Source organism: Achromobacter sp. B7, assembly GCF_003600685.1.
Lineage (GTDB): Bacteria > Pseudomonadota > Gammaproteobacteria > Burkholderiales > Burkholderiaceae_B > Achromobacter > Achromobacter spanius_B.
The window spans coordinates 5,200,764-5,217,126 of the sequence record NZ_CP032084.1; the positions used below are offsets into that span (position 1 = coordinate 5,200,764).

The 16,363-nt window shown below is 63.1% G+C and carries 8 protein-coding genes; 3 read left to right on the top strand and 5 right to left on the bottom strand.

Features of this window, described 5'->3' with window-relative positions; translation table 11 throughout:
- Positions 1–151: 151 nt before the first annotated feature.
- The 3 genes from DVB37_RS23540 to DVB37_RS23550 all read left to right on the top strand — a co-directional run bounded on the left by DVB37_RS23540 (position 152) and on the right by DVB37_RS23550 (position 8,177).
- Positions 152–7,210 (top strand): autotransporter outer membrane beta-barrel domain-containing protein, encoded by a 7,059-nt coding sequence (locus tag DVB37_RS23540; protein WP_162941277.1) that lies wholly within the window; start codon positions 152–154, stop codon positions 7,208–7,210.
- A gap of 78 nt (positions 7,211–7,288) precedes the next feature.
- Entirely contained in the window at positions 7,289–7,675 is a 387-nt protein-coding gene (locus DVB37_RS23545) for a DUF6152 family protein (protein ID WP_104142044.1), read from the top strand.
- A gap of 16 nt (positions 7,676–7,691) precedes the next feature.
- Entirely contained in the window at positions 7,692–8,177 is a 486-nt protein-coding gene (locus DVB37_RS23550) for a DUF6644 family protein (RefSeq protein WP_120156938.1), read from the top strand.
- Positions 8,178–8,201: 24 nt separating this feature from the next.
- Here DVB37_RS23550 and DVB37_RS23555 read toward each other — a convergent pair whose 3' ends face one another.
- From DVB37_RS23555 to DVB37_RS23575, 5 genes are all read right to left on the bottom strand, one after another.
- The gene (locus DVB37_RS23555) at positions 8,202–9,623 is read right to left on the bottom strand and encodes a DUF1254 domain-containing protein (protein ID WP_120156939.1); all 1,422 of its coding nucleotides are present in this window, start codon (positions 9,621–9,623) and stop codon (positions 8,202–8,204) included.
- Positions 9,624–9,715: 92 nt separating this feature from the next.
- Positions 9,716–10,531 carry a hypothetical protein gene (locus tag DVB37_RS23560; RefSeq protein ID WP_240433985.1) on the bottom strand — a complete coding sequence of 272 codons (816 nt, stop codon included), beginning with the start codon at positions 10,529–10,531 and terminating at the stop codon, positions 9,716–9,718.
- 104 nt (positions 10,532–10,635) lie between these two features.
- The gene (locus DVB37_RS23565) at positions 10,636–11,676 is read right to left on the bottom strand and encodes a glycosyltransferase (protein WP_371683090.1); all 1,041 of its coding nucleotides are present in this window, start codon (positions 11,674–11,676) and stop codon (positions 10,636–10,638) included.
- Positions 11,677–12,150: 474 nt separating this feature from the next.
- Positions 12,151–15,240: an efflux RND transporter permease subunit gene (locus DVB37_RS23570; protein WP_120156940.1), complete on the bottom strand. Its 3,090-nt coding sequence runs from the start codon at positions 15,238–15,240 to the stop codon at positions 12,151–12,153.
- Entirely contained in the window at positions 15,237–16,346 is a 1,110-nt protein-coding gene (locus tag DVB37_RS23575) for an efflux RND transporter periplasmic adaptor subunit (RefSeq protein WP_120156941.1), read from the bottom strand. Before DVB37_RS23575 ends, DVB37_RS23570 begins: the two co-directional genes overlap by 4 nt.
- Positions 16,347–16,363 lie beyond the last annotated feature (17 nt).

Here is a 16,363-nt window from a genome sequence, read left to right on the forward strand (position 1 = left end):
GCCAGAGCGAGCCCCGCTGCGAGCACAAGCGGCGAGTCTGCCTTCATCGGCTTGTTCCGTCATGTCCTCAGTTTTAGGGACATACAGTGTTGCACAAGTTTTTTATGCTGCGCCAGCCACCTCAACGCTGTCCTGATAACCGGAAGAACGCATGACCAACCGCCGGGTTTACCTTCGCGTAACCACTCTCTCAGCCGCGATTGCCGGCACCTTCCTGGGGGCTGCGGCGTCGGGCCAGACGTACAACTGCGGCGGTGGCAGCGGCGGACTGTCCTGCAACACGTCAGGCACTTCCGGCCAGTCGGTCATATTCCAGGCCGGAAACTACAACCCGGTACCGCCCATGAACGTAAGCGCCAGCGCGGACATCACGGTGACGGTTGGTTCTTCAACGAAGGCGGCGCTTCAGGCCTTGTCGATAGGCGGCAACGGCAATCCAGACGGCACGCTGACCGGTACGGACACGCAAGGCCTGACCGTGATCAACACGGGCAACCTGACGTTGCAGTCCGCGGGAGGTCCGATCGTCAGCGACGGCAATCTCTACGGGCTATTCGCGCAGATGCAGGGCGGCAATGCCGCCAGCAGCAGCAACGGCGACTATGGCGGCAATGGCGGCGTGGCCGGCCGGTCGCAGACCGAGATCGTGTCGGTGACCAATCACGGCGACGTCAGCATCAATCTGCCCAACGTCACGGTAGCGGGCGGCGCGGCCGTGGCCGCGCTGAGCCAGGGCGGCGCCGGTAGCGGCACCACGGACGACCATAACCCCAGCGGTGCCGGCGGCCAGTCGGCGGGGGCGTCCATCGTCAATACGGGAAACATCAACGTCAACCTCGCCGGAACGGGGCGCTACGCAGGCATCCTGGCGTCCAGCAGCGGCGGCAATGGCGCCGATCAATACGACGGCGGCGCCAACATGGGCGGCGGCGGCGGCAGTGCTTCGATCACGAACTCCGGCAATGTCGCGTTGAATTGGGTCTGGACCAACAACTCGACCGCCTCGTCCGCGCTGTATGGCGTGCTGGCTCAATCCACATCGGGCAATGGCGGCGATTCGACCGACAAGGGCCTTGGCAATGGCGGTGCGGCAGGCATTGGCGCCGCCAGCGACCTCAGCGCCAAGGTCACCCTGCTAAGCGGCGGTAACGTCACCGTCACCCAGAGCGGCACGCCGCCAGCGCCCGGAGCGGGCGTCGCAGCGATCATCGTGGCGGGCAACGGCGGCAATGGCCTGGCCGACGAAGACGACACCTTGGGCGGCAATGGCGGCAACGCGGGCAGCATCAATGGCTCGCAGGTTCCCTTGCAGATCAACGTGACGGACGCCAGCGTGTCAACGGCGGGAAGCCAGCTGCCGGCGTTGCTGGTTTCAGCGCGCGGCGGCGCGGGCGGCGGCAACTTCAATAGCGGCAGCTATCACGATCGTAATGGGGGTCTTGGCGGGCAGGCGGGCGACGCGGGCGTATGGGTCACCACGGCCACCGCCCCCATCACCTTGTCCACCACAGGCGATCACGCTTCGGGGATCCAGACCTCGCAAGTCGGCGGCGCGGGCGGTGCGGGCGGGGACTACGGCGGCGATGCGTTGGGGTTCGGCAGCAGCAACGCCGGCAATGGCGGCAGCGGTGGCAACGCCGGCAGCTTGACGGTCAAACTGGCGGGCAGCAAGGCCCTGCCCATCACCATCACCACCGCAGCGAACGACTCCCATGGCATCTATGCGGTGTTGCAGGGTGGGCAAGGCGCCGACGGCGGCACGCTTACCGGAACGATCGGGGGCGGTTCGGGAGGCGATGGCGGCGCGGGCGGTTCCACCGGATCGATGAACGTGTCCCTTGCCGGAACATCGATCTCGACGCGGGGCGCGAACGCCTTCGGCATTCTGGTGCAGAACCTGGGTAATGATGGCGGCACCGCCGCGTCCGCCACAGGCACGGACGTACAGGGGGGCAACGGCGGCAATGGGGGCTCGACGGGCACGGTAACGATATCGACGGATTCAAACACCGCCATATCGACGCAGGGGCAAGGCTCGCCCGGCATCCTGGCACAAACCGCCAGTGGCGCCGGCGCCAACGGCGGCAATGGCAACGGCCAGTTGAGCGGCGTTGACGGCAGTGGCGGCAACGGTGGCTCGGCGGGCGCGATAACCGTAGCCAACGCCGGCACGATAACGACCGCCGGCACGGATTCGGTCGGCATCATGGCGCAGTCCCTGGCGGGCGCGGGCGGCGCCGGGTCGGTCGACTACGGCATTTTCTACAGCAAGGGCGGCACGGGCGGCGCCCCCGGTTCAGCCGGGGTCATTACCGTGACGAACACCGGCGCCATTCGCACCAGCGGCACCATGGCGATGGGCGTCCTGGCACAGTCCATCGGCGGCAGCGGCGGCGCGGCGGGAAGCGCGGGCGGGCTGGGGGTTTCGCTGGGTGGCGATGCCACCACCAACCCGTTCGAGTCCAATGCCAACACGGTGACCTTCAACGCGTCCGGCACCATCGCCACCACGGGGCTGTCCGCGATAGGTGTCCTGGCGCAATCCATTGGCGGCGGCGGCGGCGCGGGCGGTGCTACGCAGGGGCTGATCAGCGTTGGCGGCACCGGCGGCAAAGGCGGCTCGGGCGGCTCAGTGATGGGCACTCCCACCAACCTGGCGCTCACTACGGGCGGCGACAACGCGCACGGCCTGGTCGCCCAATCCATCGGCGGTGGCGGCGGCAACGGGGGCAATGCCAGCAGCTTTGGCATTTTCCATTCGGTCGCCATTGGCGCATCGGGCGGTGACGGTGGCACGGGCGGGTCCGTGGTGCTGAACCTGAACAACTCCAACATCGTCACGCAGGGAACCAAGGCGGCAGGCCTGGTCGGCCAGTCCATCGGGGGAGGCGGCGGCACCGGCGGCCAGGCGTTCGCTTATAGCGTCGGCCCCCTGGCGACAGTCGCCGTGGCGGTGGGCGGACAAGGCGGCACGGGCGGCAACAGCGGCGTCGTCAGTTCGCAGATGCTGGGCGGCAGCATCAAGACGGGGCAGACCTCGCGGCTGGTCAACGGCACCTGCGCCGACCCCTGCCTGACGGCGAACGCGCAGCCCATCGATTCCTTTGGCGCCGTGATCCAGAGCATAGGTGGCGGCGGCGGGTTAGGCGGTAATGCCACGGCGAAGGCGGCGGCAATCGGGATCCCGGTGACGGAAGCGGGTACGCAGGTTTCGATTCCTGTTTCGGTCGCGGTCGGTGGCACTGGCGGTATCGCGGGCGATGGCAATTACGTGACCTTTGCCGCTGCGCAAGGCGCGCAGATCGAAACCCGGGGCCAAGGCTCGCACGGTGTGTTGATCCAAAGCATCGGCGGTGGCGGCGGCGCGGGCGGCGACTCGTCGTCGCTGGCCGCTGCGCTGGATTACGGCGGTACGGTGCCCGAAGGCGCGTTCTCTTTATCCTTGAATGTGGCCGTGGCCGTGGGAGCGGACGGCGGCGCCGGCGGCAACGGCAATTCGGTCTGGAGCGCCCTGGGGGGCCTGGTCAACGTATCCGGCGGGCAAGCAACGTTCACGCCCGATGCGGCCGGAACCGCAAGCAGCACTATCGCGACTTACGGCGATTATGCCAACGGCATCACCGCGCAATCGATCGGTGGCGGGGGCGGCAACGCCGGCTTCGGCAGCGCAAACACGCAAGATTTCGGCACCGGGTCCGTCCTGACGGCCAGCATCGGCTTAGGCGGCTCGGGCGCCGTCGGCGGCAATGGGGGCCTGGTCCAGGTAGAGGTCTTGCCCACGGGGCAGATCCAGACGGCGGGATCCGGCGCCATGGGCGTGCTGGCGCAGAGTATTGGCGGCGGCGGAGGTGCGTCACAAGGCGGCTCCTATAACTTCGTTGGCCTGGCCATGCACGTATCACCGTCATTCGACGTCAAAGTGGGCAAGACGGGCGGGGCCGGCGGCGCGGGAGGCGCCGTGGGGGTGACGGTCGGCGGCAACATCGCCACCTACGGCGGTGACGCCGCGGGCGTGCAGGCGCAGTCCATCGGCGGTGGTGGCGGGCAAGGTGGATCGGCGGGGTCGGATGGTTCCGCGGACAATCCCATCGTGTCCATTCTTGATGGTCGCGTCGACGCCAAGAACGTGCTCCAGGATGTGTACCAGAAGCTCTTGAAAGAGCAGCCGCCCAACTACCAGCTCAACCTTAATCATGATGTGTCGGTCGGCGGCGCGGGCGGCGTGGGCAATACCGGTGGGACGGTCACGGTGAATCTGGATCCCACAGGCACGATCACCACCGCGGGCGATTGGTCCGCGGGGATATTTGCCCAGAGCATCGGCGGCGGCGGCGGTAAAGGGGGCGGCGCGCTTGCAACGGGCTCGGGCTGGGTGGATCCGACGAAAGTCGACGTGAACTCCAACTACAGCGTGGGCGGCGATGGTGGCAAGGGCTCGACCGGCGGCAGTGTGACGACGGCGCTGAACGGCGGATCGATTGCCACCAGCGGCTATGGCGCGGCCGGCATCTACGCGCAGAGCGTGGGCGGTGGCGGCGGCCATGCCGCGGACGGCTCGGACGGCTTCTTTGGCACCCTCACCGTCGGCGTCGGCTACGGCGGTTCGGGCGGTGGTGCGGGCAATGGCGGGGCCGTCACGCTATCCACCGCTGCGGGCGCCCCGGCCAACATCACGACCATCGGCACGCAGGGCGAAGCGGCATTCGGCACGGTGCTGCAATCGGTTGGCGGTGGCGGCGGCTTCGCGGGTGCGGGCACCAGTGTGCGGGTTGCCGTGGCCGACGATCCCATACCGGCCATCAAACTGTCGACCGGCCAAACCCAGAATACAAGCGAAGGCAACGGCGGCGCCGTGACGCTGCAAGACAACGGCGCCCTGCGCATCACGACGCAGGGCAACAACGCGTTTGGGGTGCTGGCGCAAAGCGTGGGCGGCGGCGGCGGGATCGTCATCAATTCGCAAAATCAACAAGCGACCGCAGGCATCAACACCAGCATTTTCGGCAGCACACCCGAGGGCGGCGCACAGGCTGACGGCGGCACGGTGACTGCAAGTCTTGGCGCACAAAGCTGGATCAAGACTTTCGGGACCGGATCGCATGGCCTGGTCGTCCAATCGGTGGGCGGAGGCGGTGGTTTGGTCGGCCTGCCTGGCACCGCGCCCACCCTCACCGTCGACGCAAGCCAAGCCGCGTCCATATCGCCGGGCAACGGGCAAGGTGGCAACGTCTCGGTGACCAACAACGGCATCATCACCGTTACGGGCGCCGGCGCCATCGGGATCCTGGCGCAAAGCGTCAGTGGCGCAGGTGGCCTGATGCTGGCGGCGGATGGGAATACGGTCTATGCAGGATCAGGCACTTCGGAACGGCTCGGCAACGCCACTGTCAATGTCACGGTCGGCGCCAATGCAAGCGTCTGGTCGACGGCGGTCAATGGCATCGGCATCTTCGCGCAGAACGCGAATGGAAACGGCGTGACCCTCGCCATCGACGGCAGCGTCATCGGTGGATCGGCCACCGAGGCGGCAACCGCCATCTGGACGGACAGCGCGGCCGACAGCATGATGAACATAGCAAGCACGGGCTCGGTGACCGCTGACACCGCGGTCCGGGCCACCACCGGCCTGCTCAATATCAACAACGCTGGCCTGTTGATGGGCAACGTCTACCAGAACGGCGGCGGGATGACGAATACCGGCACCTTTTCGTCCGGCCCGCAATACGTGGGGACATCGCTGCAGAACAACGGGCTGGTTGCGCTGGGCGGGCGCGAAGGCACCCACTGGGGTTATGACCGCACTCGCTTCATCGCCACGACCTTCAACACGACTTACACGCAATCCGCGCAGGGCACGCTCAAGGTGGGGGCCGACTTTGACAAGATGGCATCCGACTTCCTGACCATCAACGGGCCTGCCACCCTGGATGGCAAATTGCTGGTGGCGCCGCTCGCTCTGTTGCCGAATCGGGAGTTGGCCGTATTGAACGTCAACGGCATCCAGGCCGGCGCCTTGCTTGCATCGGATTCCCCGGTGGTCGACTACGAAGCGCGCCAGGATGGCGGCACGACCCACGTGCGCTCTGTGGGCGCCAACTTCAGCGCGGATTCGATGCAGTTAAAGCGCAACGCGACAAGCCTGGCGAGCCACTTGCAACGCGACTGGGATCAAGGCGGAACCGCCGGGCTTGCCAAGCTGTACGCGGTGCTGGACGCGGCCTCGCGCCAAGGGGCCGGCTCGTACCAGAATCGCCTGTCGGACCTGTCGCCCGGCGTTGCGCTGGCGCCCGCCGCGCAAATGCAGCTGGGCATGGCGCGCTTCACCGGCGCAATGATGTCCTGCCCCACGTTCGTGGGCAACGGGCCCATGACCCAGGAGCAGGATTGCGTCTGGGGGCAGGTCACCGGCCGCAATACGAATCAGGACGGCGGCAACGGCTCATCGGGGTTCTCACTGGACAGCGTGACGTACCAGCTGGGCGGCCAGCGGCGGATCGCGCCGGACTGGTATCTGGGCGGCTCGTTCGCCTACCAGAACTCGCATCTTCGTGGCGACGATCGTCGCGTCACCGGTTCCGGCGACACCGGGTATGCCGGTCTGGTGCTCAAGCGGGAAGCCGGCCCCTGGACGATTTCGGGCGCGCTGGGCGCGGGCTATGGGTCGTATGACCTGAACCGCAATCTGGCGATTCCCAATTTCAAGTCGCAAGCCACGAGCAAGCCCGACGTGTACAGCTTCGGCGCGCGCATACGCGTGGCCAGGACCTTCACCGACGGCAACGTCTACGTGAAACCCTATGCGGATCTGGACGCGACTTACTCGCGTATGTCCGGCTATGAAGAGTCGGGCGACGCCCTGCATCTGAAGGTGGCCAGCAGCGATCAGATGGTCTTCGGCCTTGCCCCCACGTTGGAAGTCGGCGGACGCAGCGAGCTACCGCAGGGCGCCGTGTTGCGGCCGTTTGCCTACGCAGGCGTGTCGCTGCTGTCGGAAGACGGCTGGAAAACCAAGTCCAAACTCGCGGGCGCCCCCGACAGCGCGGGAAGCTTCACCACCACGATGCCCACCGACAATGTGGTCGGACGCATCGGCGCGGGCTTCCAGGTCACGCACGCCAATGCGCTGGACTTCAGGCTGCAATACGACGGCGAGTTCGCGTCGCGGGGCAACAGCCATTCGGGCTCGCTGAAGCTGGCTTATCGGTTCTAGAGGTATGCTTTGCTCACTGGCCGCCACGCCCCAGCGCGGGCCGTGGCGACGGCCCCACCGCAACCCAGGAGCATCGACATGAAGCTATCGAAGCGCGCGTTATTTGCAGGGCTGGCGCTATCCGCGCTGTGCGCAGTGGCCCCCACGGCCATGGCGCATCACGGTTGGTCATGGGCGGAATCCGAACAGATGACCTTGCAAGGCACGGTCGAGCAGGTGCAGGTCGCGCCGCCCCATCCCACGTTAAAGGTGCGAGCCGATGATGGCGTCTGGGTGGTCGAGCTGGGCAATCCCACGCAGACGAAGGAAGCGGGATTCGTCGAGGGTTCCGCCAAGCCGGGCGACGCCATCACCGCCATTGGCAACCGCGACCAGGACGCCGGCAACAAGCGCATGAAGGCCGTCCAGGTCACGGTGGGCGGCAAGACCTACGACATCTATCCCAGCCGCATCAAGAAACCCTGAGCCACGGCTTTCACCCATGCCTGAACCGCTGCGGCTGGCGCTGGACGCGCTGACGGCCCTGCCCCCGGCGCTGTGGCTGCGACGATCCGGAACGCTTTATCTTCTGGTCAACGCCGCCCATATCGGCGCCATCGGCCTATTGATCGGTTCGATCGTTCCGCTGGACCTGCGGCTGCTCGGCGTGCTCAAGCCCACATCCTTGGCGCTTCTGGCGCCTGTGCTGGCGCGCACCGCCTCGGTTGGCCTTGCGCTGGCCATACTGACCGGTGCAACGCTGTTCACCGTACGGGCGCAGGAATACCTGGAAAATCCGGCCTTCTTGGTGAAGATTTGCCTGTTGGGCGCCGGGGTTATCAACGCCTGGCTGGTGCGCCGGAGCGGGGCATGGGGACAGGTGCTACAAGGCGGCCCCGCGTCCACCGCGCTGCGCTGCCAGGCCGCCGTCTCGCTGCTGCTATGGACGGGCTGCCTGGTAGCGGGCAGATGGATAGGGTTCCTGTAGTCGGGAGTCGCTCAGTGCAATGCGCTACATCACCTTGACGATCTGGGGCGGACTCCACGTGCCATTCCCGGGAGGCAGGATGGAAGGCGCCTCGGTCTTCGGCCAGTACAGGCGCATGACCAGGTACATGAGATCGTTTGGTGCCGGCAGCCAGTTGTTCTCTTTGTCCGCGCCGGGTGACGTTTTCTGAAGGTACAGCGTCAGCGAGCCATCCGCGTTTTTCGTCATGGACGAGAGCATCGGCGAATTAATGAGGTACCGATCGATGGAGTTCTCGATCAGCAACTGCGTCTTGCCGTCGTACATCGTCACCGACCAGAAAGCATTGACCGGCGGCAGCTGCCCCTCGCGAAAGGTAATGGTGTAGTTGTGTTTGCCAGCATCCAGCGGCTCGCCATCGGGCAAGGTCGTGGTCAGGGGGTAAGTGGCTTCCGCAGCGTCGTTGGCGTATATGCCCGCCTGCGCCACCGCGGCCCGCTTCAGCCAGTCGCCGTGGTAGAAGGCGCTGTCGCCGCCGGCCCCCACGATGTTCCAGCCATTGACCTTCGTGCCCAGATTCTTGATAGCATTTTCGACCTTGGCATGCCCGTCTTGCATGCCTTGGACGACGGCGCTCTTTTGCTCGGCGGACAGCTGTTCGAAGCTGAACTTCTTGTCGGCGCCAATGCCCAGACGAGCAAGCTTCGCACGAATTGCCACTTCTTCCGGCGCGGCCGGGCCGAATTGCAAGGCGAAACCCAAGTATGTGAAAAAGTCGGTCTTTGCCAGATCGTTATTGATTCTTGGAAAGTCGATGGCGGGCGCGGCAGGAGGTGCCGGCTGTTTGAGATATGCAGAAAGCGGCTGTGCTTTGTAGCCCGATTGAATCGCTACGACGTTGGGCATGTCGGCCGGGTTGAACAGTTGAGTCCGAAAGACCGCGAAGGGAAGCTGCGTTTCGGATCGAAAAACCTTTCTTATGCCTGGAGGCATTACGCCTTTCCAATCGGGGCCAACGATCATGTAATCGCCAGCCTCGTCCCCGGTGGAACGGCTTCCGATGTAGCCGAAATTGTAGGTACTGCCGTCAATAAGCTGAACCGAGTAGTACCGAGGCTTAGTCACTGCCGGTACCGATAAAACGATCGGCCTGGTGCGTAGGTCCATGAACATCATGGAATACGGCGTGTCGCTGTTCGGCGAGATAATGGCCGTGTCCTTGTAGGTCGCGACATGGTGCAGGCTGCGAATCTGGTTGAACGGAGCCTTGTACTGGCTCGAGCTCTTGTCGACCGCGTACTCGTACATGATCGCGTAGTTCATCACAATAGGAAGACCGTAGATGTACCCTTCCTCCGCGATGGCCCGCGTTTCGGAGAGACTGATTTCCGCGCAGGCATAGGACGATGTGAAGGACGCAATCACCAGCATCGCGCGACAAACTGCTTTTGGTAGTTTGATGTCCATGAGGCTCTATTCCATCTGTTAAGTCCAGCGGGTGAATCGGCTCGCCACTGAATGAAGACTGGGTGCGTCGAAGCGAGTCTGACAAGCAGCCTTTAAAAACGAATGGTCAAGCCGGCCATTGGGCCGTGCAGCACAGCGTCGAACTTAAAGCCGCCGGCGCTGTAATCCACGCCCACAGCGCGGTAGCCGGCAGTCGCTGAGACGCTCTTGCTGAAGTTGTATCCCATGCCGATTCCAACATCCCAATCCGCATTCGCGCCGCCAGCGCCTACCAGGCCCCAGCCCGTCGCGTACAGTTTTGTAGTGAAAACGTAGTTGCCCCGCACCCCTACGACGGCATCCACCCACGTGGCGCCATCGCTGCTTTTCCTGCCATTCAGGCGTGCGCCCTTCAGCGTGATGTCGGTGTCTACCGACCAAACGCGCAAACCCGCCACGACGTCAAGGCTGTGAGGTGACTGATCCAGGACCGAATACCCTGCGCCCAGTAGACCGGTGAAGGTCTTGCTGTGGACGTCCGCAGTGGTTGCCACAACCTCACGGGGCGTGTCGCCCTGAGCGCCGACCTTTGCATAAATCAAATCGCCGAAAAGGCTGTACCGGCCCTTACGTGCTTCGCCGCTAAGCATGGCCGCGAAATCCAGGTTTTCGAGAATCTGATCAAAGCTCGTGTCTACATCGATGACCGGCAACCGTCGGTGAGACACCTTTCCAGACAGCGCCGGTGCCCAGACATAGGGCGTGACTGAAAATTCCCATTCGCCTGATCGCCGACCGTCGGACACAGGCGTATCAACCTGGTCCGCGCCAAAACTCGATCCAGCGTAAAGCAGCCCGCCAACCAGACATCCAAGCATGCGCTTTATCATCGTCCCGCCTCGGCCCGCAAGAGCCAGTGAATTACTCACGGCGGCCCCCTCAAAGGGGCCCTATCGAAACGACATCAGTCCGCTAATTGCAAATTCAAGCCCGGCAAATCTGCCCGTCCGGGGCGGGGCGCGGGGCCGAGGCGTTAGAAGCGCCAGCGGCCGAATATGAAAAGGACGTTACCCGTGCCGCTTGCACCTGGGATATAGGTGGCATAGAGCATGGCTCCCTTGTAGCTCGCGCTGACCAGTTTGCTTTCCAAGTACCCCTTGCCTACGTATTCGCCCAATAGGCCGATAGTCAAAAGCTGAATTCCGCTCAGCAACGTAATCATGGCCATCAGTGACGGATAGCCCGGTACGTCATCACCGAACATCATGGTTTTGAAGATAATCCAAAACCCAAATGCGGCGCCTGCCAATGCCACAACGGCGCCTATCCCCGTCGCCCACCGCAACGGAGCGGTTGAGAAGGAGGTGATTCCTTCAAGGGCGAGCCCGAACAGGGCGAAGTAGTTCCATTTTGTCTTGCCGGCAGCCCTGGGCGCGCGGTCATAGTCGATGACTTTGGTCGGGAATCCGATCCAGGAATACAGACCTTTCATATAGCGGCACCGCTCCGGCATTTGAAGCAGGGCCTCTACCGTTCTTCGACTCATAAGGCGAAAGTCACCGGTGTCTGCGGGTATCCGCGAACGGCTCATACGACTCAGGATCCGGTAGAACGCATACGCAGACAACCGCTTCGCGGCACCTTCCCCCTCGCGCTTGCGTCGTCGCATGGAGACGATGTCGAAGCCGTCGCGCCAAGCCTTTACCATATCCGGAATGAGCTCAGGAGGATCCTGCAGGTCGGCATCCAACATAATCACGGCCTCACCGCGGGCATGCGCCAACCCTGCGCTCATCGCAGCTTCTTTTCCGAAGTTTCTGCTCAGGCGCACGACTCGCACCCTGGGATCCCGTCGAATCAGCGCAGCCACGAGCTCCACGCTGTTGTCCGTGCTTCCATCATCCACGAACACGATTTCGTAGGGTTGGGCCAGCCCTCCAAGAATCCCTTTCAGCTTCGCATAACAGACAGGCAAGACGTCCTGTTCGTTCAAGAACGGGACGACAACCGAGATCTGAATCGTGCTTACCGCTTTCTTGACGGCTTCAGACGGACTTGGTAGCGATGTGATCACAGTATGACCCGTTCGATATCGAAGGACTGCCGACCTACGGAAGTTCACCACCATACTCGTCGAACATGCGCAATAAATCCGCTGCGGCTTCGATTCATATCGAGCCTACCCGTATGCACAGCGTCAGGATAAAGGCGAACAAGACAGTCGGATACCCGGGAATACGAGCGACCGATACTTAACGCTTTTAAACATGCCACGCAACGAGAAAACCACCAAAAGTAATATGCCCTGAAACCCCGGTCGGATCGGTTGGCAACCGACGCAATGCGCGCAGCGACGCGCTTCACGCTACTTGCCGGCAGAGGAATAATCCATACCTCATGTTGGGTACGGCAACAGGCGACCAAACGGTTCTTGCTTTTTCGGATGAGTCTTTGATTCAAGACGCCCGGCGCGAAAGCGTTGCGCCATGGCTTTGCTGTAACGAGGGCGGGGCGGGAAACCAAATAACGCTATCTCCCGCCGCCCGCATTATGCGTGCTGAGCCTCTTCGATCTTTCCGCCCTGCTCCGCGCGAATTTTGAACCAGATGGAATACATCGCCGGAAGGAAGACGAGCGTCATGATCGTGCCACCCAGCGTGCCCCCAATCAGGGTATAGGCCAGCGTTCCCCAGAACACCGAATGCGTGAGCGGAATGAAAGCCAAAATGGCTGCCAGGGCGGTGAGCAACACCGGACGCGAGCGCTGCACCGTGGCTTCAACCACCGCATGGAACGGGTCCAGCCCCTCGTTCTCATTGTGGTGTATCTGCCCAATCAGAATCAGCGTGTTCCGCATCAGGATGCCGGACAGAGCGATCAGGCCCACCAGTGCGTTGATCCCAAACGGTTGCTGGAAGATCAGTAGAGTCGGCACCACACCGATCAGCCCGAGCGGCGCAGTGAGGAAAACCATGACCATGGCCGACATCGAACGCACTTGCAGAATGATGATCAGCAGCGTCAGGGCGATCATGATCGGGAACAGTGGCAGCATCGCCGTGCTGGCTTTGCCGGACTCTTCAATCGACCCGGCCTGCTCGATCCGATATCCATTGGGAAGCTTGTCGATGATCGGTTGCAGGTCCTTGGTGATTGCCGAGGAAACGTCCGGCGGCTGTAGGCCTTCGGCAATGTCACCCCTTACCGTCATGGTGGGCGTGCGGTCGCGGCGACGCAGAATGGGATCTTCCATGCGAATCTCGACTTCCCCCACCTGAGACAGAGGAATGCGCTGGCCGGCGGAACCCACCAGGGTAAAACCTTCAATCTTGGCCGGATCGAGTCGGATATCGCCCGCTGCGCGCCCCATCACCTGGACCGAACGAATGTCTTCGCGAACGGACGTGATCGGCACACCCGTAAGCAGGAATTGCAACTGCTGGGCGACGGCCGAGGACGTCAGCCCAACGGCCTGCAAACGATCCTGATCCAGCGAGAAATGCAGTGTCGGCACTAGCGGTCCCCAGTCAGTATTGACCGTGCGCATCATGGGGCTGGCTTGCATTACCTGCTGCACCTGGCCGGCGATATCGCGCAACGTGGACGGATCAGGTCCCATCACACGGTAGGCCACCGGGAATGGCGAATACGGGCCGAACACAAGCTGCGAGACCCGCACGCGGGCTTGCGGCGCAAGTCCGTCAGCCGTGGCTTCGCGCAGGCGCAGCTTGAGCTTGTCCCGCGCCTCCTGGCTGTCGGTAAGCACAACGATCTTCGCAAACGAGGGATCGGGCAGCTCAGGCGCCATGGCCAGATAGAAACGCGGTGCGCCCTGACCGACATACGCGGTGACGATCTTCGCTTCTTCCTGCTTTTGCAGCCACGCTTCGATCTTCGCCGTGGTGGCGCTCGTCTGCTCAATGGAGGTGCCATAAGGCATCTGCACCTCTACCAGTACTTCCGGACGATCAGAGTTTGGGAAGAACTGCTTCTTGACCACGCCCATGCCGGCGATCGCCACGATAAATGCCGCGATTACCGTTCCTGCCACCAGCCACTTGCGGGCGATGACCCGGGTCAGCACCCTGCGGAAGCGGTTGTAGCGAGGCGTGTCGTAAATCGCCGCGTGCCCCCCTTCGACCTTCTTTATCTCCGGCAGCATCTTCACGCCCAGGTAAGGCGTAAACACCACGGCGACGACCCAAGAGGCGATCAGGGCAATGCCCACGATCCAGAACATATTGCTGGTGTATTCGCCCGCCGTCGACTGGGCAAAGCCGTTGGGCATGAAGCCGACTGCGGTGACCAGTGTGCCAGAGAGCATTGGCGCGGCGGTGTGGCTCCAGGCATATGCCGAGGCTCTGATCCGGTCGTAGCCCTCTTCCATTTTCACGACCATCATTTCGATGGCAATGATGGCGTCATCGACCAGCAAGCCAAGCGCCAGAATCAGAGAACCCAGGGTTATGCGGTCAAAGTTCTTACCCGTGGCGGCCATGATCACGAAGACCACCGCCAACGTCAGCGGCACAGCCGCCGCCACGACCACGCCTACGCGCCAGCCCATGCTGACAAAGCACACCACCATCACCACCAGCAGGGCGACGAAAAATTTGACCATGAATTCGTCGACCGCCGAGCTGATGTTGACAGACTGATCGGTGACCTTGGTCAGGGTCATGCCCAGTGGCATGTCCTCATTGATTTTGACTACCTCTGCATCAAGCGCCTTGCCGAGATCCAAGCCATTCCAACCCTCGCGCATGATGACGCCCAGCAGCAAGGCTTCTTCGCCGTTATTGCGCACCAGGAACGTCGACGGGTCTTCATACCCGCGCTCGACGGTTGCTACATCCGAGAGCTTCAGCGTGCGTCCGCGAGCTACGATGGGCGTATCGCGGATCTTTTCCAGTTTGTCGAAGGCCCCGTCAAGCCGCAGGAAAATCTGTGGCCCTTCGGTATCAATGGAGCCGGCCGGGGTAAGTACGTTCTGACTGTTCAGGGCAGAAAAAATATCCTGTGGCGAGACCCCGAGCGTCGCAAGACGGTCATGCGCAAACGAGACAAATATACGTTCGGCTTGCTCGCCAATGATGTTGACTTTCTTAACACCAGGCACGTGCAGAAGACGTTGTCGCAGCGATTCGGCATCTCGCACCAACAGCCGCTGCGGCTCGCCCTTTGCCTTAAGCGCGAAGAGCGCGAAGGTCACATCCGAAAACTCGTCGTTGACCATCGGCCCGATAACACCGGCCGGCAACTTGCCCGATTCGTCGCTGAGCTTCTTGCGCGCCTGATAGAACTCCTCCTGGACTTCGGAAGGCGGCGTCCTGTCCGCAAGAGACACCATGGTGAAGGCCAGGCCCGGACGGGTGTAGGTTTCCGTTCGGTCATACCACTTCAGTTCCTGCATGCGCTTTTCGAGCGGCTCGGCCACCTGGTCTTGCATTTCCTGCGCCGTGGCGCCGGGCCACGCGGTAATGACTGTCAGCTGTTTGACGGTGAAGGGCGGATCCTCGGCGCGGCCCAATTGGAAGAACGCCAAGGTCCCGGCAATCGCAATCAGAAAGATCAGAAATACCGTAATCGAGCGCTCACGAACTGCAAGCGCGGATAGATTGAAACGTCCCTCGCTCATGGACGGCTCCCCGCTACGCTGGAAACGCCCTGAGACGCCACCCGAACCTGCTCGCCCTCATGCAGCAGATGGGCACCCAGCGCGATAATCTGCTCGCCGGCTTTCAGGTCGCCGGACACGCGCGCAGCATCATCGCCCAGGCTCAAGACGTCCACGGGTCGCCAAGTCACTATGGCCGGGTTGCCCGCAATAGCCCACACGCCCGTTCCCTTGCCGGCGTTGTAGACGGCAGCGATCGGCACCTGAAGCACCTGCTTGTTGGCGGGCCCGTCGGGAATATCAAGAGTGACCGTCGCGCCCAGTGGCGCGTTAGCCAGCGCGCCTTCCAGCACATAGCGCGCCTCGAACGTCCGAGTAAGGCGGTCCGCCGACTCAGACAACAGCCTCAGCTTGGCGGATACCGCACCGGCGTTGCTGCCATATAACGTCGCTTGCGCCGTGGAGCCAGGAGGCGGGCGCAGCGTCTCCGGCAGGTTCACGATCGCTTCTCGCTGGCCAGCCCGCGCCAGTCGAACCACGGGCTGCCCAGGGCTGACGACCTGCCCGGGCTCGGCCAATGTCTCCATAACCACACCATCGGCGTCGGCCAGCAGCACGGCGTAGCCCGAGGCATTGCGGGCCACATCGGCCTGTGCGATGGAGGCGCTGAGCTGCGCCTTTGCCGAGTCGGCAGCTGCCTTGATCTGGTCATACGCCGATGCCGACACGGCGCCGGCCGCGACCAGATCACGATAGCGCGCCTCGTCATCGGCGGTTTGCTTGGCGCGTGCCCGCGCGGCCGTCACCGCCTCTTGCTGTGCGCGCGCCTGAAGGCCCAGGTCAATGGGGTCCAGCCGCATCAGGGGCTGACCGCGCTTGACGGTCTGTCCGGTATCGACCAGCCGCTCAAGGACCTTGCCCGAAACGCGAAAGCCCAAGTCGCTCTGCACCCGGGCGGCGACAGTGCCGGTGAACGAACGGGATATGTCGGAAGAATGTTGGACCGCTGTCGATCTCACGAGTGGCGAGCGCGTGCGTGGATCGTCGGCCTTGGAGGACTCGCCACACGCCGTCAAGACGAAAGGCAGCAAGCAAACGGCAATAGTGGCAGGTCGAAGCCGAAGCATGGGTTCCCTTACTTAAA

Coding starts and splice junctions, on each gene's coding strand:
- DVB37_RS23540 (WP_162941277.1), top strand. CDS start 152: ATGACCAACCGCCGGGTTTACCTTCGCGTAACCACTCTCTCAGCCGCG.
- DVB37_RS23545 (WP_104142044.1), top strand. CDS start 7,289: ATGAAGCTATCGAAGCGCGCGTTATTTGCAGGGCTGGCGCTATCCGCG.
- DVB37_RS23550 (WP_120156938.1), top strand. CDS start 7,692: ATGCCTGAACCGCTGCGGCTGGCGCTGGACGCGCTGACGGCCCTGCCC.
- DVB37_RS23555 (WP_120156939.1), bottom strand. CDS start 9,623: ATGGACATCAAACTACCAAAAGCAGTTTGTCGCGCGATGCTGGTGATT.
- DVB37_RS23570 (WP_120156940.1), bottom strand. CDS start 15,240: ATGAGCGAGGGACGTTTCAATCTATCCGCGCTTGCAGTTCGTGAGCGC.
- DVB37_RS23575 (WP_120156941.1), bottom strand. CDS start 16,346: ATGCTTCGGCTTCGACCTGCCACTATTGCCGTTTGCTTGCTGCCTTTC.